Raw genomic sequence first — 24,973 nt, 5'->3', positions numbered from 1 at the left:
GGCAAGTTATACGGGTAATCCCACATTTTGATAGCCAAGGCATGTAGGACGAACAGCCATGACGGGCTTATCCCAGCGAACAAAATGTTCTAGATCTAAAGGGCTAGAGTCTTTATCGGCATTGATCGTAATGGCTGGAGGGATTGCGACCTGTGTGACCCAAAATATGGTTTTGGCTGCAGCCCCTCTAAGTGTGGCCGTTGTCCTCAATTTGCAAAATCGGCGTCAGATGGATCGTCTGACTGAATACTATGCAGGATTAAGACGGAATACGATTCAAATCTCTTTGCGGCAGGACCTACAGGCGATTCAGGATTATGTGTCCCTACTTCAACGAAATAGCACTGAGTCTGAGTTAGCTCAATTTCATCAGTCTATTGATGCTTTGTTAGGTGAAATTAAGCGTCTGGAAGCCCAACAGAAGGGTGGGGCAGATGCGAAAAAGTTGCCGATCTTCCTGGATCAGATTGAAGACTTAAAAGAGCAAGCCCAATATTGCGGACAGACGCTAATGGGCCTAATGCAAGACTTACAGGAAATTAGCACCCCTACAGCTAGGTTGGCAGCTCTGAAAACGATCCTGCATCGTCACCAAAATATTCCGCGCTCGATAGATCAAAACCCAAAAGTAGCAGAACTGGTTCGAGATTGGTGTGGGGAGGTGCAGTCTTTACAGGCTCAGCTAGACACTCTTACTTCCTCTATGAACCCAAAAAATTCGTCTGATCTCGCAGCCTCCCAGGGAGAGAGCTTAAGTTGCCTTTATGAGCAAAGTTCATCTTTGGATCATCAGTTGATATCTATCCAAAAGGTGTTATCAGAACAATTGCTCCCCTTCAATACGGATCAACAAGACCTGCAGCGTTCTCTCCATCAGCTGCGGGAGGAGATGGCAAGGTTGCATCATGATCTCAATAGCGTGAAGTTGTCAACATCAGATATGGCCCTTTCTCAGATTCAGATTGAAGAACAGATCGTGACAACATTAACCCCCTTGCAAGTTCAGTATGTGTCCCTTGTCAATGAACTGGAGCTGTTTGAGGTAGATATACAAGGGCTTGTGTACCAGGCTTGCCAGTTACGGCACATTCATCGGCAATTATTAGCCATTCATCAAAAGATGCAGTGGATCACCCAAATGGATCGAGATTGATGTTTGAGCCAAGTATGAAGAAAATCCTGGCGCTATCTTGATCCCCAAAAAGGCTGACTGATACTGGGAAAACAGAAATTTCAAAACCGGTACCGTTTGTTTATGAACCTTAGCCCGCCTCATCCGGTTGAATCTCCCAGTTCCTACTCCTTCCGCCTCAAGGACATCATCCTGGGGGCGCAAATGCTTTTTATCGCCTTTGGGGCGTTGGTCTTAGTTCCTATCCTGGCAGGCTTAGATCCGAATGTGGCTTTATTCACGGCGGGAGTAGGAACGCTGGTCTTTCAACTGATTACCAAAGGCAAAGTCCCTGTTTTTTTGGCTTCTTCCTTTGCCTTTATTGCGCCGATTACCGCTGGTATCCAACAATTTGGTTTGGCTGCAACGATGTCCGGGTTGGTCGCGGCTGGTTTCTTGTACATGCTTTTAAGTATGTTGGTGCTGTGGCGGGGGCCAGACTCAATTTTGAAAGTGTTACCACCGATCGTGACGGGGCCTGTGATCATGGTGATTGGCCTATCGTTGGCCCCCATCGCGATTCAAATGGCGTCTGAGGCAGGCTCTAATTATGGTGTGGGAACAGCACAGTTCCTAGCTGCTTTGGCCTTAATCACAACGATTGTGGCGGCCCTGTTGGCCCGAGGAACGTTTCAATTAGTCCCGATTTTGATGGGGATTAGTGTGGGATATGTCGGTGCCTTGTTGTTGGGGATTGTGGATTTCTCTCCCGTTGTGGCAGCGCCTTGGCTCATGCGGCCTCAATTTACCTTACCGACCCTGCATTGGCCTGCGATCGCATTCTTTGTGCCCGTTGCGATTGCCCCGGCCATTGAGCATATCGGCGATATCCTCGTGATCAGCTCCATCACTGGCAATCCTTTATTGCGTGATCCAGGACTGCATCGCACCCTCTTAGGCGATGGTGTGGCCACTTCAATGGCAGCATTGTTGGGGGGCCCTCCCAATACCACCTACTCAGAAGTGACGGGTGCAGTTGCCCTGACCCGGGCCTTTAATCCTGGCATTATGACTTGGGCTGCCCTCATTGCCATTATGCTGTCCTTCTCCGGTAAATTAGGAGCTTTATTAAGGACCATTCCCCCACCCGTTATGGGAGGAGTATTGGTGGTGCTGTTCGGCACCATTGTCGTGGTGGGAATTAACAGCTTGGTTCAGTCTGGGAGTAACCTGTTGCAGTCCCGCAACATGATTATTGTGGGGGTGATTCTAGTGTTAGGAGCGGGGAATATGAGCCTAACCATAGGCCAGTTCTCCTTGGAAGGTATTGGGCTGTCCAGCCTAATGGGAGTGTTGTTAAATAGCGTTCTACCGAATCCTAGTCCGGGTGAATAGGGGCTATTATTTAGCGGTCGTCTTGGAATCAACTCGGACCGGGATCTCCGCAGTCTTGGAATCTTTGGTACCCAATATCCGAAGCTCTAGAGATAACCATAGATGTCCCAGGGTGGGAAGCTGCTCTCTTTGGTTAACAAAATAAATACTGACGAGGGTGAGGCAGACGCCCAGGGTTTGGATCGGGCTGAGAACTTCTGCCAAAAACAGGTTGCCAAAGACTAGGGCAAAGACTGGCGTCAAAAATGTTAAGGAACTGAGGCTGGTTAAGTTGCCTTTGGATGCGAAATAGAAAAAGAGGCCATAGGCAACCGCACTACCAAAAACGGCAGCATAGCTAATGGATAGCCAGTCAATTTGGGTTAAATGGGCCCATTGCTCAGATTCCCAAAGCCCAGACCCTATAAACAGGGGAAGTCCCCCAATGACCATATGCCAACCGGTGGCACTGATAGGGTCGGCATAGCGGCACACTTGGCGGATCATCACGGTTCCCACTGCCATTGACAGGGCTGCTAGCAGCATCAGAAACTCCCCACTTTGAGTAAGCTGATTGAGGTATTGCCAATTAAGAAATTGCTGCCAGTCCTGTTGCAGCCATTCCCCAGACCCCAACTGCAAAATCCATTTATCGGGCAACCCAATACAGCTAATCCCGCCCACACCAATGCCTAATCCTAACCATCCCCACAGCCCAATTCGCTCCCCATATAGGATCAGCGCCAGTAAGGCCACCACGAGGGGCTGTGAATCGATCATTACAGATCCAAGCCCTGCAGAGGTATGGGAGAGCCCTAATGCTAGAAAACCTTGGAATAAGGTGACATCGACTAGGGCAAATAGCAATATCCATAGCCAGGCTCGCCATCCCTTGGGTTGAGCTTTACCCAGAAGTAGAGCTACTCCTATAACCAACAGTCCAGCAGGGGCAATGCGCAAACCACCCATAAACAGGGGAGTGGTGTGGGCTAAAACTCCCTTCATGGCAACCATCGCGGTTCCCCATAAGAAGAAGGGGGCGATCAGAATCAGGCGACTGGGAAAGCGTTGAGAGTGAGGCAGACTAAATTGCATAATGACCCGTAGCAAGGATTGAAAAGAGAAATTGGCTTTATTTAAGCTGGTCTCAAAGCACAACGGATGAAAGAAAGTCACAAACGCCCCAGGTTTAGTAAATCTAGTCTGAGAAATTTAAACTTTCTGTAACCTTTGTTTCGATTATAAGATCGATGCTTCGGTGTTCACAATTTAGTGGGGCGGTTATCCGATGTGAGCATTGTAGAGATGACCAAGTTACAATACAGGCTTTGGGAGCCTTAAAGGTGATTGAATGGGCGGTGTGCTTTCACAATGGGCTGGTCCTGGAGTGTTACGCTTGGGCCGATCATTTTTTAATCCATTCCCAGATTGATAGTGTTGAAAACAGTCAGTGATAAATATTGCCCATGATTTGGCCGTTTAAAGGTGCCCGCAAACAAATAGCCCGTTTGGAGATCAAAGGTGCGATCGCAGGTGCAACCCGAAAGCATGTCTTGGAAGCTCTCAAAACGATTGAAGATAAAGGCTATCCAGTACTTCTCCTCCGCATCGACAGTCCAGGAGGAACGGTCGTTGATTCCCATGAAATTTACAGTGCCCTGATCAAATTACGAGAAAAGATCAAGATTGTTGCCAGCTTTGGTAATATTTCTGCTTCTGGCGGGGTCTATATTGGCATGGGGGCTGAACATATCATGGCTAACCCAGGCACCATAACCGGCAGTATTGGCGTGATTCTCCGAGGGAATAACCTAGAGCGTCTTTTAGATAAGGTGGGGGTTTCCTTTAAGGTCATCAAGTCTGGCCCCTACAAAGACATTCTGGCCTTTGATCGAGAGTTGACCGAGCCGGAACGTCAAATCCTCCAAGATTTGATTGACAGCAGCTATTCTCAATTTGTGGAGATTGTGGCAGAAGGTCGAAACTTAGAAGTAGACGCCGTTAAGCAATTTGCTGATGGGCGTGTCTTCACGGGACAGCAAGCCCTTGAACTCGGTCTAGTAGATCGATTAGGAACAGAAGAAGATGCCCGGTGCTGGGCGGCTGAACTGGCAGGCCTAGATCCTGAGAAGGCCAAATGCAACACCATAGAAGAACAGAAATCCTTTTGGAGTAAGCTGCTACCCGGTAGTCGCCAATCTTCCTGGTCTGTACCTCCCCAAGTTGCGGATTGGGTGAATTTTGAGATAGCAACGAATGGCTTACCCTTGTGGCTTTATCGGCCTTAAATCTTAATGTTTCTCAAGGGTTTAAAGCTAAATTGACATTGCATTCAATTTAGCTTTAATCAACCTTACATGTTTCAATAAACAGGTAGTATGGGGAATCGTAGATTTTCTGTGATGTGGGTCAATTCCCTGAAGATGTCAAGTTTGCTAACATGGCGCAGGTTTTCGTAAATCCTGAGGCATGATCTAGCTATGGAGGATAATTCTGTGTCATGGAAAGTGAGGGCAATCCGCGGAGCGACGACAGCGACTGAGAATTCCGTAGCCGCAATACGGGAAGCCGTGAATGATCTCATGTCGGCCATTGAGTCAGAGAATTCTCTGGATGTGAATGAAATTATCAGCGTAACGTTTTCCGTGACTCGGGATTTAGATGCCGTTTTTCCTGCAGCAATCGCTCGCCAGCGTCCCAACTGGGATGCCGTCCCTCTCCTAGATGTGCAGCAGATGCATGTATCAAGTGATCTGGATTATTGTATCCGCTGTTTGATCCATTTCAATACTGCAGATCCGAACCAAGCGATCCATCATATCTACCAAAGAGGGGCCAGACATTTACGCCCAGATTGGGGTTTTATCAAAGCAAGAGTTTCCACTTCCTCATCGTTGTAATCCTAGCGCGTCCATTTGGACAATTCACATATCAAATAGGTGGGCTAATGGCAGAATCTCATCCCGTAGTCAAAGACTTTATGACCCCTGATCCTATTACTATCTCTCCTACGGACTCAATAGAGAAAGTGATCAAGCTAATAGAGGATCATCGAATCAGTGGAATGCCCGTGGTGGATGCCTCGAATCATGTAGTTGGCATTATCTCAGAAGGCGATTTGCTCGTTAGAGAATCCCCCATGCAACCACCTTTGTATATGACCTTGCTAGGGAGCGTCATATACTTTGAGTCTCCAAAGCAATTCCATCAGCATATGCAAAAGGCGTTGGGTATGTTGGTTCAGGACGTTATGACGAGCCAACCGATTACCACTAAGCCAGATATCCCTTTAACGTCTGCAGCCAACTTGATGTTGTCAAAAAAGATCAACCGTTTACCAGTGGTTGATAACGACCAATATTTGATAGGCATCATTACACGGCATGATTTAGTGCGCGCATTAAAGCCTGCCGTAACCTATGAATCACTTCCTGATTGATATGGGCCTTTGATCAACCACCGCAGCCTTCAATAGTGATTTCAATCATAGTGCCTGTCTAGGGGACGCGCCTGTTAAGGTCCAAAACCGCCCCAGGACTTAAAGTTGTACGCCGACTGACTAGCCCTCAATACCGACTGAGAGAACAGTTGAAACGCCTTACGAATCTCATTTTGGGAATTGCCCGGCGTCAAGATCCATTGCTCACACACCCCCATCTCTCTAAACACCCGCTTAAAGTCCGTCTGTCCATCATGGATGCCCATCGCCGCAATAATATGGTCTTCCGTGCGCAGCATATCCTCGACCATCCCCTTCACCTCCCGCACCGAGCGCTGAGAATGGGCATCCGCCCCATCCGTAATAATCAGAGATACCGTCCGCACCGGCACCCCATTATCGATAAACGCTTGGGCCTTTGCCAGCACCGTAGCGAGTAACACCAGGGTTTGGTCGTAGAGCGGCGTACCCAGATTCGGAGCATAATTGTGTTGATCCATCCGAATCGCTTGGTCAACCGGACAGTAGGGATAAAGCACTGCCCCATTGAGATAGCGGTTGTGAACCAGAATCTGATCATGTTGCGGGGACATAGCCAAGGTATCCAGCACCATATTATGTCCCGCTCGGACCACCGCTCCATTACCAGCAAACCGAATCGAGCCCGAATCATCCGGCATAATCGTCACCAGCACTACCTCACTGGCCATCACATCATCTACTGGCGTCCCCAGGCCTGCCTGGATCTGTGCCCCAATATCGACAATATTGAGCGCCTGCATCGAGGCATTAGAGAGCACCCCATCCGCCTGGGCAGATTGGAATAACGTATTTAAATTTGGGACTTGAGACATCATATCCTCCTTGAATAAACCAAAACATTGAAAAAAAAGACAAACGTATCCTGTGAAGCGATCACAATCGCTCCCAACCCTCAAAAGAGGCCAAGTGGATTAACAAATGATGATTAACGCATTGTTGAGAAGCCCTAGCAGCTCATCCTTATGGGGATGCTGCCTAACCCTTCTGCCTAAGGATGGAATCCAGGCCAAGTTGCGATCGCATCCGTAGACCGCACCACATGCATCCCCGCTTGTTGGAACCGGAGGAACGCCTCATTCGCCTGCTCCGTAAAATCGACCACCCCCGGCACCACCACCGGCGAAGAACAATCTTCCAGCAAGTAAATTTTCTTTGCCAATTCCGGGTCCTGGGCCTGAATGTCCGTCAGTAAGTCATCAATGGTCCAGGCCACACAGTGACTCTTGGCCTGCCCGGCAATAATCACCGCATCAAAATCCAGCAGCTTTTGGATAAATCGAGTATTCTTTTGGGCAATGGGCCGCCCCTTGGAATCATCGAGGACCTCCGGTCGGAGCACCGAGTAATTTTCCGTCAGCGGATTGCCCCCCTTAATTTCAAAATGGGTTTGACTATGGCGGGCCAGATTATGGAAAAAACAGGCCTCCTCCACCGCCGCCACTAGGGCATGACCAATCCCCCCCAGCATCGAGTGATAGGGCCAAATCGTCAGGGGATATTTCCCCTCTTGGGAAAGACGTTGGACATAATGGCGGGCAAAATTCTGCAGCGCCATATAATTGCCCAGACTATAGGCCATGGCTGGATTCACCTTCCAGGCCCCCTGTTCTACCTCCGCCAAAGAAATCATCGTCAGCGGCCCTGGAGACTCACCGCGATCATTCACCCAAAAATCAGCATGGAAGATCTGCATCGCCGTATGGGTATCCATCGTCGGTGCAATTTCCGTAATCGTCCCTAAATTGCGGTAGATAAACTCACAGAGTCGGCGATTATCCTCCACCGCCCCCATGCCAGAATGTCCCCCCACAAACAGTTCAAACTCAGGAATACAGAACGTATTTTGGACATCAATCGCCATCAGGCAAACCCGCGTTTTATCCTTCGCCGCTGGCTGTATCCTCCGTTGATTAGCCCAATCCTGGGCCTGTTGGGCTCGTTCCTGGTAAGGAACCCGCCACACCTCTCCCACCCGCTGAGGGTCAAAGAAATCAGGAATCGGTAATGGTGTCAACATCATCTCAAACACTCCTATAACTGCAATAACTGAATCGTTTGGGACCCGACGGTATAGAGTCCCTGGGGGGCCGCCAACAACTGACAGCCCGACTGTACAAAGGGCTCCGTTTCCGGGAATCGCCGCTGCACGATCAACCGTCCCTGCTCCACCTGCACCCGGATAATGCCCTCATCCGTGGCTACCAGCAGTGCCTCCTCCACCGCCCAGTGGGGACAAAGGCCGGATGCCGTGGTGGCCCATTCCCCCACCTCCGCCAGCGCGACCACTTGTCCCGTCGGCGCAATCACCCAACAGCGCTGTTGCAGCATCCCTTGCTCCTGCAGGGTGACAAAGAGCCACCCGAGGGACTGACTAAACGTACAGTGGGCCGCCACCATCGTTCCCGTTCCCATAGACAAAGACAGCCGATCATTGATGCCTGAACGATCAGCATCAAAGACGAAAGCCCCGTTCAGTTGTCCAGCTCGATAAAAGCCCAGACCAAACCGAGGCCCCACCCAAAATTGGGTTTGCCCGGCCAATACCTCCCCCACTACGGCATGGTCGCGTAGCAACTGTCCCTGGTGGAGCCAATAGCGATGCCGATTATTGACCGCAAACTGGGGCCGACCTTGATAACTATCCACCGCGATCCGCTCCGTGGTCGGCAATCCCACCGCCTGACCCTGCTGGGCAATCCAGGTGGTTTGACCCTGGAGATGCCAGTCAAACATAGGACTAAGATCCCCCGTGAGCACCACTGTTCCGTCTTCCCGTTTAAACTGTCCTTCCTCCCAAACCAGCCACTGTAGCTGCCCCGACGTTAACGTCGCCGCTAAGATCACGCCATCTGTTTGCAGAACCGTTGTCACCTGAACTGAGCCTGGCGGTGGAGCAATTCCTATGGATTTCGCACAGCTTGGACAAGTAGAGCGAGCATGCTCCGCCCCACAGGACGGACAGATGTGCCAGCGCAAATTTTCCAAGAGCGATCGCGGGAACTCCCCCCGCCAATCCTGCTCAAACACCTGGCGAAAATGATTGAGTAAGGGTTCCGGCAAGCGATCGCAAGGTAAAGCTGGCTTTGGATAGCGCACCTGAGGATGAAATACCGTCACCCGATGTAACGGTCGAGCGGCCTGTGGTAATCGCTGAGCTGGATCAGAAGGCTTATAAACCCCTCCATAGGGATCAACAAACAGCAGGGCCTGCATCAACATCACCGTAAAGGCGTACCAATCCGATTCCCAGGAATAGGGGCGACATAATATCGGCTGTGTCCCTTGCGGATCGCACAGTAGTGGATCGACAAACCGGGCGGTAAAGACCGAACAGGGAAATGAACCAAACTGGAATGAATCGGCATCAATCACAAATGCCTGGGTGCCCTGGACCAAAATATTGAGGTCGTTAAAGTCCCCAATCACCACATCCGCAAAATGCAGCTTGGCGACGGTCTCGTGTAGATCTAAAAACAGGTCAACGACCGCCTGAGTATCTATCGTCTGCCTAAATCGCAGATCGCAATACCGTAACAACACCTCTGCATGGGTGAGCAGCGGCATCGTATAGCCCAAAATGCGCTGTCCATTTTGATTCATTACCAACGCTTGGGGGGAAATCACTCGCTCAGGCAACGACTGGGGAAACTGCCGTAGCTTTTGCTGATGCAGCGCCAACCGTTCTCGTGCGCCCTGCTGAGCTTCAGCCATGCCCTCAAAATCTGGATGACTGGGTGGTTTAAACAGCTTCACCGCCGTTGTTCGATTGAGGCGATACACATCCGCTTCTCCCCCCTTACCAATGGCTTGCTGGGGGCGCAGACGAACTCGTTTTTGATTAATATAAACGTCCATAAAAATTGAGAAAGTAGATTCCCGTATCGCAATACCAATTGGTGATACGAGTTTATGATTTATGGTATTGCTGTTAATGCTTCTTGGAGAAAGAGGTTAGCGTATATTTAATAATGCATCTAAGATAAATGCGTATCGCAATACATCTTTAATGCACCTATTGAATCTGGTAAATCGCATTAAATGCCTCTACCACCTGCTGTAAATCTGCATCTAATCGCGTCCAGGTCTCCTGGGCAATCCGTTCTGGCACCCCACCATAGAATCCTTGGGCAATACCACCCGCAATACAGGCTTGGGTATCGCTATCGCCTCCCAGAGATACAGCATTGCGAATGGCATCCTCAAAATCCGTCGACTCTAGAAACGCCGTAATCGCCTGGGGCACTGACCCCTGACAGGAGCTATCAAACTGATACTGGGGCCGAATCTCTTCCAATCTAGAACTCAAGTTATAGCCAAAGGTGGTTTCGATATAGGTTTTAATCTCCGCTTTAGACCGTCCCTGTCGTCCCAGGTAAATCGCTACTGCTGTTGCCTGTGCTCCCTTAATCCCTTCCGGGTGATTGTGGGTGACGGCTGCACTCTGCTCCGCCTCCTGCAATACCGTTTCTAAATCATCAAAGGCGAACCCAACGGCACTGACCCGCATGGCCGAACCATTTCCCCAACTGTGATACGGCTCCATACTGTCTGATGCTCCCCACTCCCGAAAAGTCTTGCCATAGCCAGCTTTGGGATAACGCCGGTAATAGTCCTTGATGGTATGGACATACTCTTTTTGATGGAGAATGGCATCAGCAACTGCAATGGTCAGCACTGTATCATCTGTAAATTTCGATTTCTTACTAAATAGGTCAAACTCTTTCCGTTTAATTCGTCGCCAATGGGGTTCAAATACCGACCCAATGATGTCACCTGCAATTGCACCTAGCATCGCTATCTCCTTCTTTTGTCCCTTTCCGTCTAATACTGATTAACGTAGTGTCGTCTGGTAATAACCCTGGTATCTTCCGCACCTGCCGGGTCTGCCAATCTGGCTGTATCACCTCTCGATTAATTTGAGCGAGCCGTCGTCGCACCTGATCAGGGTTCTGGAAATAGCGATCGCAACGCCAGAACTGATTCAGTGGTCCTACAGGTTCCGCCTTCCCAGGGAGATAATCTGTCGCTATATCAACTAAATCCCCCACTCCATCGCTCCCGATCAGCACAGACTGCACCTGTTCTGTGGGGTGTTGAGCATAAATCTGGAGTTGAAATGGATCGGGGCTCTTCTCGGTGTCCCATAGCAAGCTGTAGGCCAAATAGGGCGGGGCATTATTAGTAAATGGACCAATCCGATGGAACTCCTCATTGATGACAAATACCCCATCCCCTAGGCCAAAAATCCAGGTTGTTTCTGGGGTCACTAAACACCCCATCAGGGTGAATAACAAGTACTCCACCAGCCTCTGTGAGTCCGCTCCTAACTGCTTCTGTAAAGTCTGCATCCCTCCTAATAGGCGCTTATTCAACATCTGCCAAAACAACTCGTCTTCTGGTCGCTCCTCTGCTACTAGTTGGGCAAGAGCATGCACCGTTAACTGAGCCCCAAGTTGCGCTCCCACTTCACTTTTAGGTCGACTCCCGCACCCATCGCATACCACCGCAATGGTTGCTTGATCGAGCGCCAGACTTGCCCAAGCATCTTGATTATTCTGATTCACTCGTCGATGGTTCTGGCCCAAAATAGACCCAGCTGCGACTTCAAAATGCTGGTGCATTGTTTTATAGTGTAAAAGTGACACTAACTTGGATGAATTCATCATAGTGTCGTTTTTACACGATGTCAAGATTGCCTCCATCCTATGCCCCATACCTATGACTATCCGCGCCCTGGCCTGACCGTTGACTGCGTGGTGTTTGGCCTAGACGAACAGATTGATCTCAAAGTCCTACTGATTCAGCGTCAGATTCCCCCTTTTCAACATCAGTGGGCATTGCCCGGAGGCTTTGTACAGATGGATGAATCTTTAGAGGACGCGGCTCGCCGGGAGCTGCAAGAAGAAACAGGGGTTCAGGGTATTTTCCTAGAGCAGCTCTATACCTTTGGCGATTTGGGTCGAGATCCACGCGATCGCATCATCTCCGTTGCCTACTACGCGTTAATCAACCTAATTGAATATCCTTTACAAGCCTCTACTGATGCTGAGGATGCGGCCTGGTATTGCCTGAAAAATTTACCATCTCTAGCTTTCGATCATACTCAAATCTTGAAACAAGCTAACCAGCGTTTACAGGGCAAAGTTCGCTACGAACCGATTGGCTTTGAACTCCTGCCGCAAAAATTTACACTCACCCAAATTCAGCAGCTTTACGAAACGGTTCTTGGCCATCCACTAGATAAACGGAACTTTCGTAAGAAATTGCTAAAAATGGATCTCTTAATCCCCCTTGATGAGCAACAAACTGGAGTTGCTCATCGTGCTGCCAGGCTCTATCGGTTTGACCAAAGCAAATACGAGCGATTGAGACAACAGGGATTTAACTTTGAAGTTTGAGATTAAAGCGCTTGAAAAATAGGGCTGTGTAGCAGCCGATATATCTTGCAGTGCGATATCCGCAAATACTTCCCCTCCATTGATCTAGACATCCTCAACAATGTCCTGCACAAGAAGATCCGCTGTCCCTCAACCCTTTGGTTGATCGATAAAATTATCGACAATAGCAATGAACAAGACCCTTCCATTGAATATTTCCCTGGGGACACCCTGCTAACCCCACTGACCCGCAAACGAGGGTTGCCCATCGGTAACCTAAGGGACTTGCCAAGAAATAAAGTACCTGCGAATCTAAGAAACAAGTCAATACATGATTGACCGATTGTTTTGAGGATATCTGATGCTAGATGCCCCTATAAAAGAGACGTTTCGAGATGCCGCCAAGAAACTGACAGGCCCACACAAGCGAGCATTCATGGCAAAAGTGGCTGAAGACTACCTGGACGGCTCTGCCCGCAAAGCTGAGCGTCATTTAGGTTGGAGACGTACCAGTGTTCAACTGGGCCTTGATGAACGACGGACTGGCATTAGATGCGTTGACAACTATCAAGCCCGAGGTCGTCAGCTTAGCGAAACGAAACTACCCCATTTAGCAACTGACATTCGGGATTTAGTTGATGGTGAAGCCCAAGCTGATCCGAAGTTCAAATCAACGTTGTACTACACCCGTATCAGTGCCAGGGCCGTGCGTGAGGCATTGATTGAGGAGAAAGGCTACAGCGATGAGGCATTACCAACCCGTCAAACCATCGGCAATCTATTGAATCGAATGGGTTATCGCTTAAAAACCCAAAAAGTTAAACCCCTGAAAAAACTGCCGCAAACCGATGCGATTTTCGCAAATGTCGCTCAAGCCAATTATGCTGCCGATGCGGCCCCCAACCTATTGCGCATCTCGATTGATAGCAAAGCCAAAGTTAAAATTGGCAACCTCTCTCGTGGCGGCAAAGCTCGTACCCTAGACGCGACAAAAGCCAATGACCATGATGACCATTGGGACGCTATTTTGGTACCCTTCGGGATTCTCGATGTGCTCGCAGGGCAACTGTCAATTTACTTTGGTCAGTCTGCTGAAACTACTGATTTTATTGTTGATTGTTTAGAGGCTTGGTGGCGCGAACATCACGATAACTATCCTCAGATAGAGGGATTAGAAATTAACCTTGATGGCGGCTCTGCAGTGCGCAGTAACCGCACACAATTTATCAAGCGTATGGTTGAGTTTGTCCAAATGACACGATTATCGGTTCATCTGATTTACTATCCGCCCTATCACAGCAAATACAATCCGATTGAGCGATGTTGGGCAGCCTTGGAACAATATTGGAATGGCACTATCCTCAACTCCATTGATACGGCTGTCCAGTGGGCATCGAATATGACCTGGAATGGATTGAAGCCTTTGGTTCATTTGATTGAGGGCACCTATGAAAAGAACATTACTGTGCCCTCAGATGAGCTAGAAGCCTACAAACAACAATGGCTATGTTCTGAAGCGTTACCCAAATGGGATATCAAGATTGTGCCCAATTGATGGGTACCTTATTTATTTGTAGATCCCTAACCAGCCAATTCTTCGCTAACGTCTATCTCAACAGCTTTGATCATTACGTTAAAGAAAACCTGCGTTGTCCAAAGTATCTGCGCTACGTAGATGACCTCGCCTTATTCTCAGATGACTGGCAATATCTCCAACACTGCCGTACCTCCATTGAAAACTACTTAGCGACCTTACGCCTCAAGATCCATCCCGTAAAAAGTCAGCAATTTGAAACTCAGCAAGGAGCTAACTTTGTCGGGTTCCGCGTACTGCATGACCGCATCCAAATCAGAAACGACAACCTTCGCCGAGGCCGTCAACGGATCAAAAAACTGCAACAAGCCTATGGAACCTACGGTGTACACACAAGTCGGTTTTAGACTGAAAGGAAGCTTTGCAGCACATCCTCAACGCTATGGATAATCCTATTTTGGTACATGAAGAACTCATCGATAGCACCACCTTTGGTGACCTTCGATTGCTCAAAAGGGGGCTTCATTATTCGATGCCATTAATCACAATCAGAGCGTCAGTATCCGTCAAATCAGCCAGAATCGCGCCGAGCAAGTGGGCTTCTACCGCTTCTTAGAGAATGAGAATGTGTCCATATCTGAGTTGGTCAAAAGCCTTAGTGATCACTGCCAGCAACAGGTCAAAGGGCGACACGTGTTAGCCGTCAGTGACACGAGTGAGATCAATTTACAATCTCATGTAGGACGCTTAAAGCGAGAAGAGTTGGGTGTCGTCGGTAATGATCGCGATGTGGGCTTTTTCATACACCCGACCCTCGCCCTAGATGCCGAGACGGGGTTTCCATTAGGATTAAGTGCACTTCAACTGTGGACTCGGGACCCGAAGCGTCCAACAGTCAAAGATAGAGGAGGCTTTGGGGATGACAAGGGTTTTACAACATAGTCTGAATCAGTGATAGCGCCCTCATGCCCCTCTGATAATTGAGTCGTTTATGGGGTATCAGTTGCATTAATTCAGTGGCGAATGAGGTCCAAATTTCCATGCCACAACACCATAAATGTCCAAACAACGCCGTGCCAAAATCACTGTGTCGAGGCCGCCGCCGAGAGTGCTCATTGAGCCGAGCAACATAGTGGTTGACTTTCAATTTTTTCAATCCATAGCCAGCGACTATTGCTAAACAATAGGCCATCGCCATCACCAGTACCAAAGCAAGGAAACGAGCATCATTGACTTTCGTTCGTTCGAGATTGTATCCCCCACTCTTGCAGTCTTTGAACATCATCTCTATTCCCCATCGGCAAGCGTAAAGCGAGAGAGCCTGCTCCAGTGTCGGTAAACTCGTCATGATAAACCAAGGATCTTTCCCCCCTTGCCTCGATACTGTCGCTTCCAGTAAAACGCGAGGTTAAACGGTCCCAACTGGTCTCGCTTTCCCCAATAGACATCGCGAAGGAACCCTTTCTGGCCTGGGGTAAATCCCCTCTGTTTGAGGGGTTGATAGTACTTCACCCTGGAGTTGAACATAAGCACTCTTCTTTTGCCTGAGCACAAACTCAACCTGTCGTTGGCTCAACCACAGAGCCAGTTTAGGACTGTGGAATTCTCGGTCTGCTAGTACCACAACTGGATAGGGTTTGAAGATTTTTAGAGCCGTTTTCAACAAACGGAGTTGCTGTTTGAGACTACTACTGCCTGATTTAGGCAAGGGTTCCCAGTACACAGGCAAGGCATGTTTACCCCATACCACTGTCACCATCATCAGATTACGTCCCTTCCATTGGGTGCGGTCAACGGCCATCACCACATAGCCATTAACGGTGCGTTTGAGGCGGGCTCGGCGATAGGCTCGATTGCCATGGCCTGTCTTGAATTCTTCTGAAAGCCAGTGCTTAAGAATGGGAAACCATAACAGACGTACACTCAACTGGGGTAGGACTAAGAACCGCTGCAAGTTGCGGATGCGACTGCTGTAATGAATCGGTTGAGGAAACATGCTGGCTAGCCGAGCCAGTTGGATTTGGCGATGACTTTGCAATAACAGTATCAACAGTTGCAAGGTCAAATATTGGCTTTCGCTCAGGTGAGCACGTAGTACTTTTGGTAGCATGTTGGCAACATATTTTGGATAGGGTAGTCGTTTCGACCACCCTATTTTCTTTGAAATTAGACTGCTACATCTACTACTGACTCTAGATTTGAAGCGCCTTGTCATCTCCAAAGATTCTCCCCATTATTCCATTTTATAGGCATGAAAAATCGGTCACTGTATTAGAGACCTCTGGAATGATTAGATTTCAAATCGATCCTAACCTTGGCAAAAATGCCGAAGATTGATCATCGTATATGCCAAGCTTTTCAAGGCATAGTGCAGTTTGCTGATCCGTTTGAATCACAGCAACAAGCGCTTGAATTTATCCTCCCAGGCAAAGACTCGCTCAATGGTATTGAATCTTTCTTGGAAGATGGATGAATCGAACAGCCTTTTTGGACCTGGCTTTGGCGTCTTTCTCCCACGTAGATTTTTATTGATATTCGGCACCATACCCCGATTAAAAATGGCCTTGCGATTCTCACGACTATCGTACACGCCATCCAAGCTGACGACAGTCCCAATCAAGTCTATGCCTACTGTTCGGGCCGTACTCATCACTTGCGTCAGTGCCGTTTTGAATAGAGGTGACTCGTTCCGGTTACCTGGGGCACTCACAAATGGAGAGATGATATTGCAGTTGCGATGACCGAAGGTCGGTCTTCGACCATCACAGAAAGCAACCACTTTGTCACCCTTCATGTGCTTGTGTCCACTAAATCCCAGATTGTCGCCCCCTTTTTTGGCTGCAGTGGTCGTCCCATCCCCATGAATAACGCTGGCATCCAACTTCCCTTTTTCATTAAGCATTGAGACTGACGCTTTGAAAATGTCTTCAAAACACCCATGGGTTTCATAGCGTCGAAAGGCTCGATAAACACTGGAGTGGTGAATTTCCGGTCGCCCATTTTTGTCCTTTTCAATGGGTAACTCACTCCACTGACATCCCAAGTGCAGCAACTTCAAAATGTAGTTGAAGATGGCATGCAAAGAGAGCTTTGGTTGAGGTCCCCGAGTGCCGATGTGCAAATGGGGTAAGACAAATGTCTCAAACTGCTCAAGGGTTAAGAATGTTGGAATCCATTTATGGGACTTAGTTTGAGGCATCTGCACTCCTCACGAACGGTAAACTAAATGACGCCAGTCATTTTAGTCTGTAACGATGAAAGGCTATGCAGGGAATGGGTGTTAGCTGATCTGAACCATGGAATAAAACCCGAAATGAGTTGAGAAGAAATCTGACGGCGATAATAAAGGGTATCAAAGGTCTCACTGAAGGTTTGGTGACAGTGGGGGCAACGGTAACGTTGGCTGCCTTTACTGGTTTTACCGTGTTTGTGGGTCTTTGGATGACCACATAGAGGACATTGCATCAGAAGATAGGATAACTCAACTCCCTATAGGTTTAACAAACCCACACTTTTTTGATGCACGACCCAAGATCATGCTTTGGAATCTAGCTTGATTGTAACTGAGGGATGCCAACCTCCCGGTAACGTAGGTTGTCTATCGTGTTCTAGACTACATTGGTTTCAAAGATATTGCTGCTGTTGGCTTGGAAGAAGATTGGCCTGAGAGGAGATAAGCTGGCTGAATGCATCCTCTCCTCAAAATGAAGTACTCTACATTTCTGGTGTTTGTTTCTTTATGGATACCAGCCAATAAAAAAAGGGTCGAGGCCCCACAGGACCCCAACCCAAGTAAACTAGGCAACCCGGCAAGCACTGGGAAATGCATTGGACAACTCCAGCAACACCGACCGCTGAGCCTGGCACCGAATGACGCACAACTGAGGGCCAGAAGACACCACAGAGACCCGAGACTCCCCATGGCCTGGAGCTTGGCCACCGCCGGATCGACGGAGGCCACGGGAACCCCCGCTAACTCGGCCCAGCCCGACCCGGACAACCGCAAGAAGCAGCAAGACCAAGCCCCAGAAGGCATGGCTGAAGGCAACCAACTGGACGGAAGGGCGCGGGAGAACGAAGCAAAGTCAGCATGGTAACCCCTATAGAACCCATTTGAGATCTCAAGAACTAGCCGCAAGTCTCTTCAGCATAAGCCTGACGAAGCACAAATCCATTTGCGCTTTTGCATTCACAAGCGTTCGCTCAAAGTTCTTAGTCAGGCTTTTACAGCGCTCCATCCAAGCGTTGGAACGCTCAATGACCCACCGGGTCGCAACTGGAACAAATCCCGTTTTCCCTTGAGCCGCTTTGTCTGCTTTTGAAGGCTTCGGCGACAGCTCAAATCGGATCTTTCTCATGATGGCTGGATAGATAGCCTCAAGCTTCTGAGTTAAGGTGTCCACGTGATAGCCGTTGTCCAACAAAAAGGTGATTTTAGGGATATTGACCGGCTTGGCTTTGAAGTACTCAATATTGAGGGTCAACATCATCAGTAAGCCCATATCGTCTGAGACATTTGTGGGTGTGCAAAGGGTAAAGAATGGAAAGCCAAGGGTATCAACAGCTAGATGTCGCTTGATTCCATTGGTGGCTTTGTAGAAACAGAACCCTTTCGACTCCACCCTCGCATTGCAGGTGTTCTTCACCGCTTGCGAGTCTGCCATTATCAACGTTGTCCATTTGGACTTTTTTTTACCTGCTCACGAACCTGTCCATGCAGCAGCGTCATCAATGTCTCAATCGAGCCTGCTTTGCGCCACTCGTTGTAGTGCCAAAAGACCGTTGAGGAGGGAGGAAAGTCTTTGGGCAAGTCCTCCCAGTTGCAGCCATTTTTGAGTCGATAAAGCATCCCATCAATCAGCTCTCTGTAACTCCAGATCAGAGGCCTTGTCTTTTTCTTGGGTGGTAGAAATTCTGGTAACAGTGGTTTGAGGATGTCCCATTCGGCATCAGTCAGACTGCTTGAGTAGGCCATAACAATTGAAATAGAACGCTTCTAGCAGTTTCGCGTATTAGGCAAAAGATCTCAAATGAGTTCTATAAAAACGAATAGAAACAACTGAAGAAGCATGGCGAATAACCAGCAACAACGCTTCTCTGGAAACCACATGTTGCCCGGCGTTGCCACCCCGGTTGGGTCGGGGGTATGGAGTGCCCCAAGGAAAAAGTGCGATCGCACATCGATATCGGCCCCCAACCGCTTGCGAGGACACGGACTAAACGCAGCGGAGCCAGTTACTGAATGCGATGGCCGAAGGCCGGTCGAAGACTATCGCAGAACTATTACCTAGCGAAGCGGAGAGCAGGAGTACCGGAGGGGTTGCAAGAAAGCCGCTGTGTGGTACCTTTATCGGCGCTGTTGTTGGTAGCCGCGCGGAGCGCACTGCTGGAGCAGGCCCCGAGGGCAGAGGTGCGAGGGGGAACGAGAGTATCAATCAGACCCATGATGCCCCTTCTCGGTGCGGAGCACGGAAAGATCAGCCCGATGCAACGCAACGATTGGAGCAGCCCCCTGAGAGCGCGGGGGAGGACGACGGGATCGCGAGGGGTGTGCCGAGGGTGGCGGGAGGATGTGGCGAACCTCAGAATTAAAAGCTTGCTGAGCAATCCCCTTTTGACTTACCAAGTTTGAGTCCAAAGGGCGCAGCAATAGGATTGGGTTCTAATAGAGATAGATCGACTTCAACGAGGGCTTTAGAATCCTCGTTGAGGGTGTCTTCAGCGCAGCCTTCGGTCAAAACGGGTGGATTGGCTGACTGGATTTTGGATTCATTAGCGGCATCATACAGGAAGACCGTGAGGCCATCGTTATAAACTGAAACAGTTTTCGCCCCTGCCCGAATAGGGCTTGTATAAGTCCAGAATCGTTGATGCATAATGATTTTGCCCCTCTAATTTGAGTTGGGAATACAAAGTAACAAGGAAGGTTACAGGTCTTTAGGCTGGATGGTACCTTCGTGGTATCTAACGTTGATTAGCAGTGAATTGATTTCTCCATAGGATCACGGAATCATCCAAGGACTTATATACTTCACTGACCGGGAATTGAGTGTATTCCCGGTCGCCAGTGGCAAACGGATAAAGCCACGATTAAGAGAGTGTTGTCTTGTATTGCGTGGTCCATAAGCCTACTTTGCATTGATTTTTCCAAGTATCACTAGACCTCTTGCATAATTCAACTAACGATATGGTAGAGGACTTAAATTCGAGTCAGATCGCGACATTTTACGTAAGTAGCACATCATGAAACGAATATTGCAAGAGGCATACTATGCAAATAGCTTTTTCTCATAAAGCTTGGCTTTTATGCACCCGTTAAGACAGGAATCTTGATACTGATGCTGTTTGGAGGCTCACTCTTGGCAGGCGCAACATTGGAAGGAAGACATTGTCCACACTGCTCTATTACTTAGTTATCCATCGTTCTCGACGATTGAAGTCCAAACAACAGGAACAGGGGTTGCGTTGCCCCTTGCCCTTGGTTTGGGCTTTGTAATGGTCATTTTGGGATTATCGACGATGATGATTGCCCAAAGCGATCGCATCTCTGCTTTTAACCGCAAAGAAGCCGGGGCGAGTTTAGCCATTGCTGAAGGAGGAATGGCCCGGTCCTTAGCCCAATTAACTATCCCCAATAATGCCGTATTGCTCAATCGTAACTACGATACAATTAATCCCAAAACGGGCAAGACCTATCTTGGCCCAGATGGCATGTTTAACAACGGAGATGAGGAAACCAGTGCCATTGATGAGTGGACAGGCTATGACCCTAGTAGTCAACCCTGTCACCAATCCAAAGGATGGGGAAGCCCCAATTTGCTACAACAGGGCTATGGGTGCAACGGGAAGCTACACCCTCAGGGCCTATCGTTTAATCCGCAAGAGCAGAAAGGCACCCTATTTGTTGAAGCAAGTCGAGATGGGAAGACCACAGGGGTTTAATCACCATTGCGGTGAAACCTGATTTAGAGGGTTTTCCAGGGGTTGTCTTGCATGATCCGAATCCCGGTAGTGGAGGGGCAGTTGGGGTGCTAGCCCTTCGAGGTAGACAAATTCTGGGAGTAAAGGTAATGTCTACTATTATCCCCCATCTTCACCCGATCCCTCTTGACAGGCAGTTCAGCACCTGGAGACTCAACGCGTTCGGAATATCTCAATGCAGTATTCTCTTCAGCAGTATCCGACGGAGCTAGTGGTGACACTGTTTCCGGCACATTGTTTGCCTGCTTGTTGAGACCTAACATCCCGGATGGGATCAAGGGCACTAACTTCGGGAAATCACCACTAGCCAGACCCTCAATGGCGTTAGTGCCACATCGCCAACGCTATATCAGATTGAGCAAATAGATCTTGCCGGTAATGATGTGTTGACTATTGACACTACCAATGGCCCAGTTGTTCTAGATTTTGTCAAAATAGTGCCCCAAACAAAGCATTAGCTTACGGATTCAGCCAAAATCCTTATATTCGTACCGATGGCGAACCGCCTCGGGTCGGAGGCTTACGTCTGAATTTAAGAGGAGGAGAGGACACGATTCTGTTATATGACCAAACCTGTATCCAAATGCCTTTATTGGTCCGCTCGGGATGAAATTCAATTGCTCACCTCTGGCCCAGGTTGTCCAGGCGGTCAGAATACCAATATTGAGGGGTTGTCTGGGTTGAGGATATCCTCAGTTCTAAAAATGCTGCTAGCAATCGAGATGTCAACTTCATCGGGAGGTAGGGAACCCTATGACACCATCATTACTCCCAATGCGACCTCTGGTATCGCTGTTCCTGAAGATGTGAGTAGTCTAATCGATATTCTCAATATGTGGACTGGCCAGCCCGCTATCGATCGGTGGTGTATTGCAATGGCAACGGGTGAGGTTGTAATGATACATCAGTGGTTAAGACTGTTCATAAATAGCCCTACTAATTCCCATGGCTAGATTCTTCAAAGTCTTCCTCCATGGCTAATAGAGGTTTACCTTAATCGAAGTGTTGGTGGCGATGATTGTTGCCGCTGTGTTTGTGTCCATGACCATGCAGGCCATCGTGACTTCAGCGGCCTTTCGGGTAGTTGCCACTCAATATGATGAAGCCGTCAGTTGGATCCAGGAAGATTTAGAAACCGTCGTCAATCAAGCGGCGCAATATGAGATGACGACCCAGCCCTACTCCTCTCGGTGCCTAGCCACCCTCAGCAGTGATGGGTTTGCAGCAGGCTTTCTCAATGACTCGGTCACGGGTTAGGGGGAGCCTCCACAACCATTGGCCCGAGAGCATTAGGTGGGAAATACTATACCCTTACTCGAACCGCCATTATACAAGTTCTTCTGACCCGTATCGGTTGTTAAACATCACTTATCAAGTGACGGAACAAGGAGGCAGTAAACCGATTGCCACAGTAAATACTGAGGTAATTCCTCACGCCGTCTTCAAATGCCCCTGAAACCATAGTTACAACTCATTCGGGTTTTATTCCATGGTTCAGATCAGCTAACACCCATTCCCTGCATAGCCTTCATCGTTACAGACTAAATGACTGGCGTCATTTAGTTTACCGTTCGTGAGGAGTGCAGATGCCTCAACTAAGTCCATAAATGGATTCCAACATTCTTAACCCTTGAGCAGTTTGAGACATTTGTCTTACCCATTTGCACATCGGCACTCGGGACCTCAACCAAAGCTCTCTTTGCATGCCATCTTCAACTACATTTGAAGTTGCTGCACTTGGGATGTCAGTGGAGTGAGTTACCCATTGAAAAGGACAAAAATGGGCGACCGGAATTCACCACTCCAGTGTTTATCGAGCCTTTCGACGCTATGAAACCCATGGGTGTTTGAAGACATTTTCAAAGCGTCAGTCTCAATGCTTAATGAAAAGGAAGTTGGATGCCAGCGTTATTCATGGGATGGGACGACCACTGCAGCCAAAAAGGGGCGACAATCTGGATTTAGTGGACCAAGCACATGAAGGGTGACAAAGTGGTTGCTTTCTGTGATGGTCGAAGACCGACCTTCGGTCATCGCAACTGCAATATCATCTCTCCATTTGTGAGTGCCCCAGGTAACCGGAACGAGTCACCTCTATTCAAAACGGCACTGACGCAAGTGATGAGTACGGCCCGAACAGTAGGCATAGACTTGATTGGGACTGTCGTCAGCTTGGATGGCGTGTACGATAGTCGTGAGAATCGCAAGGCCATTTTTAATCGGGGTATGGTGCCGAATATCAATAAAATCTACGTGGGAGAAAGACGCCAAAGCCAGGTCCAAAAAGCTGTTCGATTCATCCATCTTCCAAGAAAGAGGCTCTCTGGGAATTAGCGTGTAGCAGCCCTACATTAGTGTGTGTCCTTTTCCATCCCTATGGAATGATCTGAGGTAGTACTTCAGAGCAATGGCGTCATGGATAACTCAATTCACATCCCGCTCAACCTTCCTGATGTTCGAGTTCTAGAGCTAACGAAGACTGAGAGAGGGATTGGCTCATCAAGATTGAGAGTACGCTTCAAGGAACAACCTGTCATCATGCGGACGTGAGATTACTGACCTCCATTGTCATGATCAGCCTTTTCGGATTCGTCACCTGCCATTATTTGAAGTCCCCGTTTACTTAGAATCCGGCCCAAGCGTTATCGATGCAGGTATTGCGATGACCATCCCACGACCACTCAACAGTTAGAATGGCACGAACCTCGCAGTCCCAATACAAAAGCATATGAGCATTGGCTTCTGCGAATCCTGATCAATTCAACGGTTTCAGATGTTGCTAGAAAACTAGGCGTTAGTGAGGATATCGTCAGTGGAACCATTGATCGTTGGATTGACGCTCAAGTTGACTGGAACGAATATTTAGACCTCAAAGTCATTGGAATTGATGAGATTTCTCTCCAACGAGGCCATCGTGATTTGTGGTTTTGGTCACGATTCCTACGACGGATGGAGTGGACATATTGGCAGTTCTATCCGACCGTAAACAGCAGACAGTGGCCAATTTCCTTGAATCAATTCCCATCGATTTACGCCAAACCATGAGCGCGTCTGTACGGACATGTACAAGGATTTGTTAGTGCGGTCCGTGAACATCTCCCACAATCCAAATTGTCATTGACCGGTTTCATGTGACCAAAGCCTATCGTAATTGTGCTGATACGGTTCGTAACGTGAGGTCAACGACTACGACGAGAACTCTCTAAGCAAGAGTATGACAGCATCAAAGGCGCGATGTGGCCTTTAGAAAACGACCAGAGAATCTGAAAGAGTCAGAGCAACAACTCCTTGAGCGATTGTTGCTTTTCTCCACTGCTGAAGCAGGCGTACAACCTCCGAGAGAAATTCACGTAGATATTGAGGGCAGGTACACCAAGCACGGCGCTAATGCGCCATCCGAGCCTGGTGTAAACAAGTATCAAAGTGATATCAAGGAATTTGATAGTTTTCTGACTACTATCAATAATTGGATGGACGAGATGACCAACTATTCCTGGAAGGGTGGACCAGTGGCTTGTGGAAGGATTTAATAACCGATCAAGGTCTTAAAAGGCGATGCTACGGTATTTCGATATGAAAGACTCTTCCAAAGGATTCTCTTGACCTCAATGGGTATCAGACATTGCTGTGACTAAACACTATATCTAGCGGTTACCACGCTATTCCCGGAGAGCCAAGAAGATTCAATACCATTGAGCGAGTCTTTGCCTGGGAGGATAAATTCAAGCGCTTGTTGCTGCGATTCGAACGGATCAGCAAACTGCACTATGCTTGAAGCTTGGCATATACGATGATCAATCTTCGGCATTTTGCCAAGGTTAGGATCGATTTGAATCTAATCATTCCAGAGGTCTCTAATACAGTGACGATTTTTCATGCCTTAAAATGGAATAATGGGGAGAATTCTCAAGTAAAGCGATTCATTGCTAGTTTCTACTTTCTCAGTTGTTCATATAGATTTAAAGTCATATTTTAGGTTAGCTGGTTAAAAACCCGAATGAGTTGGTTGGATAAAACTCATAGATTTCAGGGGTGTCTTAGACGAGTTTGACGCTCCAAATAATCTCTCGGCCGTAGTGGGTTCATGAGATTGTCGAAACTCCTCTTTAAGAAGC

At 48.4% G+C, this 24,973-nt stretch carries 25 protein-coding genes and 5 pseudogenes; 17 read left to right on the top strand and 13 right to left on the bottom strand.

Features of this window, described 5'->3' with window-relative positions:
* The first annotated feature begins 58 nt into the window (after window positions 1-58).
* A complete protein-coding gene (locus tag ON05_RS20905; RefSeq protein WP_010468299.1) occupies window positions 59-1,153 on the top strand; it encodes a hypothetical protein in 1,095 nt (364 codons plus the stop codon).
* A gap of 102 nt (window positions 1,154-1,255) precedes the next feature.
* The gene (locus ON05_RS20900; protein WP_029314937.1) at window positions 1,256-2,506 is read left to right on the top strand and encodes a uracil-xanthine permease family protein; all 1,251 of its coding nucleotides are present in this window, start codon (window positions 1,256-1,258) and stop codon (window positions 2,504-2,506) included.
* A 6-nt stretch (window positions 2,507-2,512) separates the two neighbouring features.
* Here ON05_RS20900 and ON05_RS20895 read toward each other — a convergent pair whose 3' ends face one another.
* A complete protein-coding gene (locus ON05_RS20895; protein ID WP_039778584.1) occupies window positions 2,513-3,580 on the bottom strand; it encodes a DMT family transporter in 1,068 nt (355 codons plus the stop codon).
* A gap of 371 nt (window positions 3,581-3,951) precedes the next feature.
* Here ON05_RS20895 and sppA point away from each other — a divergent pair, with 371 nt between their 5' ends.
* The 3 genes from sppA (at window position 3,952) to ON05_RS20880 (ending at window position 5,924) form a co-directional block, all read left to right on the top strand.
* Window positions 3,952-4,773 carry a signal peptide peptidase SppA gene (gene sppA, locus ON05_RS20890; RefSeq protein WP_010468291.1) on the top strand — a complete coding sequence of 274 codons (822 nt, stop codon included), beginning with the start codon at window positions 3,952-3,954 and terminating at the stop codon, window positions 4,771-4,773.
* Between the two features lie 192 nt (window positions 4,774-4,965).
* A complete protein-coding gene (gene aroH, locus ON05_RS20885) occupies window positions 4,966-5,385 on the top strand; it encodes a chorismate mutase (RefSeq protein WP_010468289.1) in 420 nt (139 codons plus the stop codon).
* Between the two features lie 47 nt (window positions 5,386-5,432).
* On the top strand, window positions 5,433-5,924 hold the full coding sequence (locus tag ON05_RS20880; RefSeq protein WP_010468287.1) for a CBS domain-containing protein: 492 nt from the start codon (window positions 5,433-5,435) through the stop codon (window positions 5,922-5,924).
* A gap of 74 nt (window positions 5,925-5,998) precedes the next feature.
* On the opposite strand, the gene ON05_RS20875 is transcribed toward ON05_RS20880, so the two are convergent.
* The 5 genes from ON05_RS20875 to ON05_RS20855 form a co-directional block, all read right to left on the bottom strand.
* On the bottom strand, window positions 5,999-6,778 hold the full coding sequence (locus ON05_RS20875) for a hypothetical protein (protein WP_010468285.1): 780 nt from the start codon (window positions 6,776-6,778) through the stop codon (window positions 5,999-6,001).
* A gap of 176 nt (window positions 6,779-6,954) precedes the next feature.
* Window positions 6,955-7,983, bottom strand: a complete 1,029-nt coding sequence (locus tag ON05_RS20870) for an isochorismatase (RefSeq protein WP_029314936.1) — start codon at window positions 7,981-7,983, stop codon at window positions 6,955-6,957.
* A 14-nt stretch (window positions 7,984-7,997) separates the two neighbouring features.
* The gene (locus tag ON05_RS20865) at window positions 7,998-9,821 is read right to left on the bottom strand and encodes a hypothetical protein (RefSeq protein ID WP_262562219.1); all 1,824 of its coding nucleotides are present in this window, start codon (window positions 9,819-9,821) and stop codon (window positions 7,998-8,000) included.
* A 157-nt stretch (window positions 9,822-9,978) separates the two neighbouring features.
* Window positions 9,979-10,758 (bottom strand): ADP-ribosylglycohydrolase family protein, encoded by a 780-nt coding sequence (locus ON05_RS20860; RefSeq protein WP_010468281.1) that lies wholly within the window; start codon window positions 10,756-10,758, stop codon window positions 9,979-9,981.
* Window positions 10,736-11,587 carry a protein phosphatase 2C domain-containing protein gene (locus tag ON05_RS20855; RefSeq protein ID WP_010468279.1) on the bottom strand — a complete coding sequence of 284 codons (852 nt, stop codon included), beginning with the start codon at window positions 11,585-11,587 and terminating at the stop codon, window positions 10,736-10,738. The genes ON05_RS20860 and ON05_RS20855 overlap by 23 nt, the downstream gene beginning before the upstream one ends.
* Window positions 11,588-11,671: 84 nt before the next feature.
* Here ON05_RS20855 and ON05_RS20850 point away from each other — a divergent pair, with 84 nt between their 5' ends.
* The 5 genes and pseudogenes from ON05_RS20850 to ON05_RS20830 all read left to right on the top strand — a co-directional run.
* Window positions 11,672-12,364, top strand: coding sequence for an NrtR DNA-binding winged helix domain-containing protein (locus ON05_RS20850; protein ID WP_010468277.1), 693 nt, complete (start codon window positions 11,672-11,674; stop codon window positions 12,362-12,364).
* A gap of 30 nt (window positions 12,365-12,394) precedes the next feature.
* Window positions 12,395-12,622: pseudogene (locus ON05_RS20845) on the top strand (RNA-dependent DNA polymerase); the annotation flags it as partial.
* Window positions 12,623-12,704: 82 nt separating this feature from the next.
* Window positions 12,705-13,898: an ISAzo13 family transposase gene (locus ON05_RS20840; protein ID WP_262562083.1), complete on the top strand. Its 1,194-nt coding sequence runs from the start codon at window positions 12,705-12,707 to the stop codon at window positions 13,896-13,898.
* The gene (locus tag ON05_RS20835) at window positions 13,871-14,284 is read left to right on the top strand and encodes an RNA-directed DNA polymerase (RefSeq protein ID WP_262562215.1); all 414 of its coding nucleotides are present in this window, start codon (window positions 13,871-13,873) and stop codon (window positions 14,282-14,284) included. The genes ON05_RS20840 and ON05_RS20835 overlap by 28 nt, the downstream gene beginning before the upstream one ends.
* Window positions 14,285-14,414: 130 nt before the next feature.
* Window positions 14,415-14,783 (top strand): annotated as a pseudogene (locus ON05_RS20830) (IS4 family transposase); the annotation flags it as partial.
* A 25-nt stretch (window positions 14,784-14,808) separates the two neighbouring features.
* Here the strand turns inward: ON05_RS20830 and ON05_RS20825 are convergent.
* The 3 genes and pseudogenes from ON05_RS20825 to ON05_RS20815 all read right to left on the bottom strand — a co-directional run.
* Window positions 14,809-15,998, bottom strand: a pseudogene (locus ON05_RS20825) (IS4 family transposase).
* Between the two features lie 271 nt (window positions 15,999-16,269).
* Complete coding sequence (locus ON05_RS20820) at window positions 16,270-17,076, bottom strand: transposase (RefSeq protein ID WP_010470898.1); 807 nt, start codon at window positions 17,074-17,076, stop codon at window positions 16,270-16,272.
* 113 nt (window positions 17,077-17,189) lie between these two features.
* Window positions 17,190-17,342, bottom strand: a pseudogene (locus ON05_RS20815) (IS1 family transposase); the annotation flags it as partial.
* Between the two features lie 221 nt (window positions 17,343-17,563).
* Here ON05_RS20815 and ON05_RS20810 point away from each other — a divergent pair.
* Window positions 17,564-17,974: a hypothetical protein gene (locus ON05_RS20810; protein WP_029315886.1), complete on the top strand. Its 411-nt coding sequence runs from the start codon at window positions 17,564-17,566 to the stop codon at window positions 17,972-17,974.
* Between the two features lie 24 nt (window positions 17,975-17,998).
* Here ON05_RS20810 and ON05_RS20805 read toward each other — a convergent pair whose 3' ends face one another.
* Complete coding sequence (locus ON05_RS20805; protein ID WP_010482144.1) at window positions 17,999-18,541, bottom strand: transposase; 543 nt, start codon at window positions 18,539-18,541, stop codon at window positions 17,999-18,001.
* 2 nt (window positions 18,542-18,543) lie between these two features.
* On the bottom strand, window positions 18,544-18,852 hold the full coding sequence (locus ON05_RS20800; protein ID WP_010482143.1) for a transposase: 309 nt from the start codon (window positions 18,850-18,852) through the stop codon (window positions 18,544-18,546).
* Window positions 18,853-18,946: 94 nt separating this feature from the next.
* Here ON05_RS20800 and ON05_RS20795 point away from each other — a divergent pair, with 94 nt between their 5' ends.
* Complete coding sequence (locus ON05_RS20795; protein ID WP_262562214.1) at window positions 18,947-19,168, top strand: hypothetical protein; 222 nt, start codon at window positions 18,947-18,949, stop codon at window positions 19,166-19,168.
* On the opposite strand, the gene ON05_RS20790 is transcribed toward ON05_RS20795, so the two are convergent.
* Both ON05_RS20790 and ON05_RS20785 read right to left on the bottom strand, forming a co-directional pair.
* Window positions 19,161-19,322, bottom strand: coding sequence for a hypothetical protein (locus tag ON05_RS20790; RefSeq protein WP_262562213.1), 162 nt, complete (start codon window positions 19,320-19,322; stop codon window positions 19,161-19,163). The two genes, ON05_RS20795 and ON05_RS20790, sit on opposite strands and share 8 nt — an antisense overlap.
* A gap of 143 nt (window positions 19,323-19,465) precedes the next feature.
* Entirely contained in the window at window positions 19,466-19,753 is a 288-nt protein-coding gene (locus ON05_RS20785) for a hypothetical protein (RefSeq protein ID WP_262562212.1), read from the bottom strand.
* A gap of 469 nt (window positions 19,754-20,222) precedes the next feature.
* On the opposite strand from ON05_RS20785, the gene ON05_RS20780 reads away from it, so the two are divergent.
* From ON05_RS20780 to ON05_RS20760, 5 genes and pseudogenes are all read left to right on the top strand, one after another.
* Window positions 20,223-20,819, top strand: coding sequence for a hypothetical protein (locus ON05_RS20780; RefSeq protein ID WP_262562211.1), 597 nt, complete (start codon window positions 20,223-20,225; stop codon window positions 20,817-20,819).
* 602 nt (window positions 20,820-21,421) lie between these two features.
* Entirely contained in the window at window positions 21,422-21,811 is a 390-nt protein-coding gene (locus ON05_RS20775; RefSeq protein ID WP_262562210.1) for a hypothetical protein, read from the top strand.
* Window positions 21,812-21,872: 61 nt separating this feature from the next.
* Entirely contained in the window at window positions 21,873-22,115 is a 243-nt protein-coding gene (locus ON05_RS20770; RefSeq protein WP_262562209.1) for a hypothetical protein, read from the top strand.
* Between the two features lie 720 nt (window positions 22,116-22,835).
* Complete coding sequence (locus tag ON05_RS20765) at window positions 22,836-23,192, top strand: hypothetical protein (RefSeq protein WP_262562208.1); 357 nt, start codon at window positions 22,836-22,838, stop codon at window positions 23,190-23,192.
* 81 nt (window positions 23,193-23,273) lie between these two features.
* A pseudogene (locus ON05_RS20760) lies at window positions 23,274-24,489 on the top strand (ISL3 family transposase).
* Window positions 24,490-24,973 lie beyond the last annotated feature (484 nt).

The organism is Acaryochloris sp. CCMEE 5410 (genome assembly GCF_000238775.2).
Taxonomy (GTDB): domain Bacteria; phylum Cyanobacteriota; class Cyanobacteriia; order Thermosynechococcales; family Thermosynechococcaceae; genus Acaryochloris.
Note: the sequence above shows the minus strand (reverse complement) of the source record. Positions and strands in the feature narration are given on the sequence as shown.

What these genes read in the sequence shown, in the direction of transcription:
- ON05_RS20770 (WP_262562209.1), top strand. Translation starts at nt 21,873, where the DNA reads ATGATTGTTGCCGCTGTGTTTGTGTCCATGACCATGCAGGCCATCGTG.
- ON05_RS20795 (WP_262562214.1), top strand. Translation starts at nt 18,947, where the DNA reads ATGGCGAATAACCAGCAACAACGCTTCTCTGGAAACCACATGTTGCCC.
- ON05_RS20835 (WP_262562215.1), top strand. Translation starts at nt 13,871, where the DNA reads ATGGGATATCAAGATTGTGCCCAATTGATGGGTACCTTATTTATTTGT.
- ON05_RS20905 (WP_010468299.1), top strand. Translation starts at nt 59, where the DNA reads ATGACGGGCTTATCCCAGCGAACAAAATGTTCTAGATCTAAAGGGCTA.
- ON05_RS20865 (WP_262562219.1), bottom strand. Translation starts at nt 9,821, where the DNA reads ATGGACGTTTATATTAATCAAAAACGAGTTCGTCTGCGCCCCCAGCAA.
- ON05_RS20790 (WP_262562213.1), bottom strand. Translation starts at nt 19,322, where the DNA reads ATGGGTCTGATTGATACTCTCGTTCCCCCTCGCACCTCTGCCCTCGGG.
- ON05_RS20875 (WP_010468285.1), bottom strand. Translation starts at nt 6,778, where the DNA reads ATGTCTCAAGTCCCAAATTTAAATACGTTATTCCAATCTGCCCAGGCG.
- ON05_RS20775 (WP_262562210.1), top strand. Translation starts at nt 21,422, where the DNA reads ATGACCAAACCTGTATCCAAATGCCTTTATTGGTCCGCTCGGGATGAA.
- ON05_RS20820 (WP_010470898.1), bottom strand. Translation starts at nt 17,076, where the DNA reads ATGCCTCAAACTAAGTCCCATAAATGGATTCCAACATTCTTAACCCTT.
- ON05_RS20785 (WP_262562212.1), bottom strand. Translation starts at nt 19,753, where the DNA reads ATGCATCAACGATTCTGGACTTATACAAGCCCTATTCGGGCAGGGGCG.
- ON05_RS20800 (WP_010482143.1), bottom strand. Translation starts at nt 18,852, where the DNA reads ATGGCCTACTCAAGCAGTCTGACTGATGCCGAATGGGACATCCTCAAA.
- ON05_RS20870 (WP_029314936.1), bottom strand. Translation starts at nt 7,983, where the DNA reads ATGTTGACACCATTACCGATTCCTGATTTCTTTGACCCTCAGCGGGTG.
- ON05_RS20840 (WP_262562083.1), top strand. Translation starts at nt 12,705, where the DNA reads ATGCTAGATGCCCCTATAAAAGAGACGTTTCGAGATGCCGCCAAGAAA.
- aroH (WP_010468289.1), top strand. Translation starts at nt 4,966, where the DNA reads ATGGAGGATAATTCTGTGTCATGGAAAGTGAGGGCAATCCGCGGAGCG.
- ON05_RS20855 (WP_010468279.1), bottom strand. Translation starts at nt 11,587, where the DNA reads ATGCACCAGCATTTTGAAGTCGCAGCTGGGTCTATTTTGGGCCAGAAC.
- ON05_RS20850 (WP_010468277.1), top strand. Translation starts at nt 11,672, where the DNA reads ATGCCCCATACCTATGACTATCCGCGCCCTGGCCTGACCGTTGACTGC.
- ON05_RS20805 (WP_010482144.1), bottom strand. Translation starts at nt 18,541, where the DNA reads ATGGCAGACTCGCAAGCGGTGAAGAACACCTGCAATGCGAGGGTGGAG.
- ON05_RS20860 (WP_010468281.1), bottom strand. Translation starts at nt 10,758, where the DNA reads ATGCTAGGTGCAATTGCAGGTGACATCATTGGGTCGGTATTTGAACCC.
- ON05_RS20810 (WP_029315886.1), top strand. Translation starts at nt 17,564, where the DNA reads ATGCATCCTCTCCTCAAAATGAAGTACTCTACATTTCTGGTGTTTGTT.
- sppA (WP_010468291.1), top strand. Translation starts at nt 3,952, where the DNA reads ATGATTTGGCCGTTTAAAGGTGCCCGCAAACAAATAGCCCGTTTGGAG.
- ON05_RS20895 (WP_039778584.1), bottom strand. Translation starts at nt 3,580, where the DNA reads ATGCAATTTAGTCTGCCTCACTCTCAACGCTTTCCCAGTCGCCTGATT.
- ON05_RS20900 (WP_029314937.1), top strand. Translation starts at nt 1,256, where the DNA reads ATGAACCTTAGCCCGCCTCATCCGGTTGAATCTCCCAGTTCCTACTCC.
- ON05_RS20880 (WP_010468287.1), top strand. Translation starts at nt 5,433, where the DNA reads ATGGCAGAATCTCATCCCGTAGTCAAAGACTTTATGACCCCTGATCCT.
- ON05_RS20765 (WP_262562208.1), top strand. Translation starts at nt 22,836, where the DNA reads ATGAAGGGTGACAAAGTGGTTGCTTTCTGTGATGGTCGAAGACCGACC.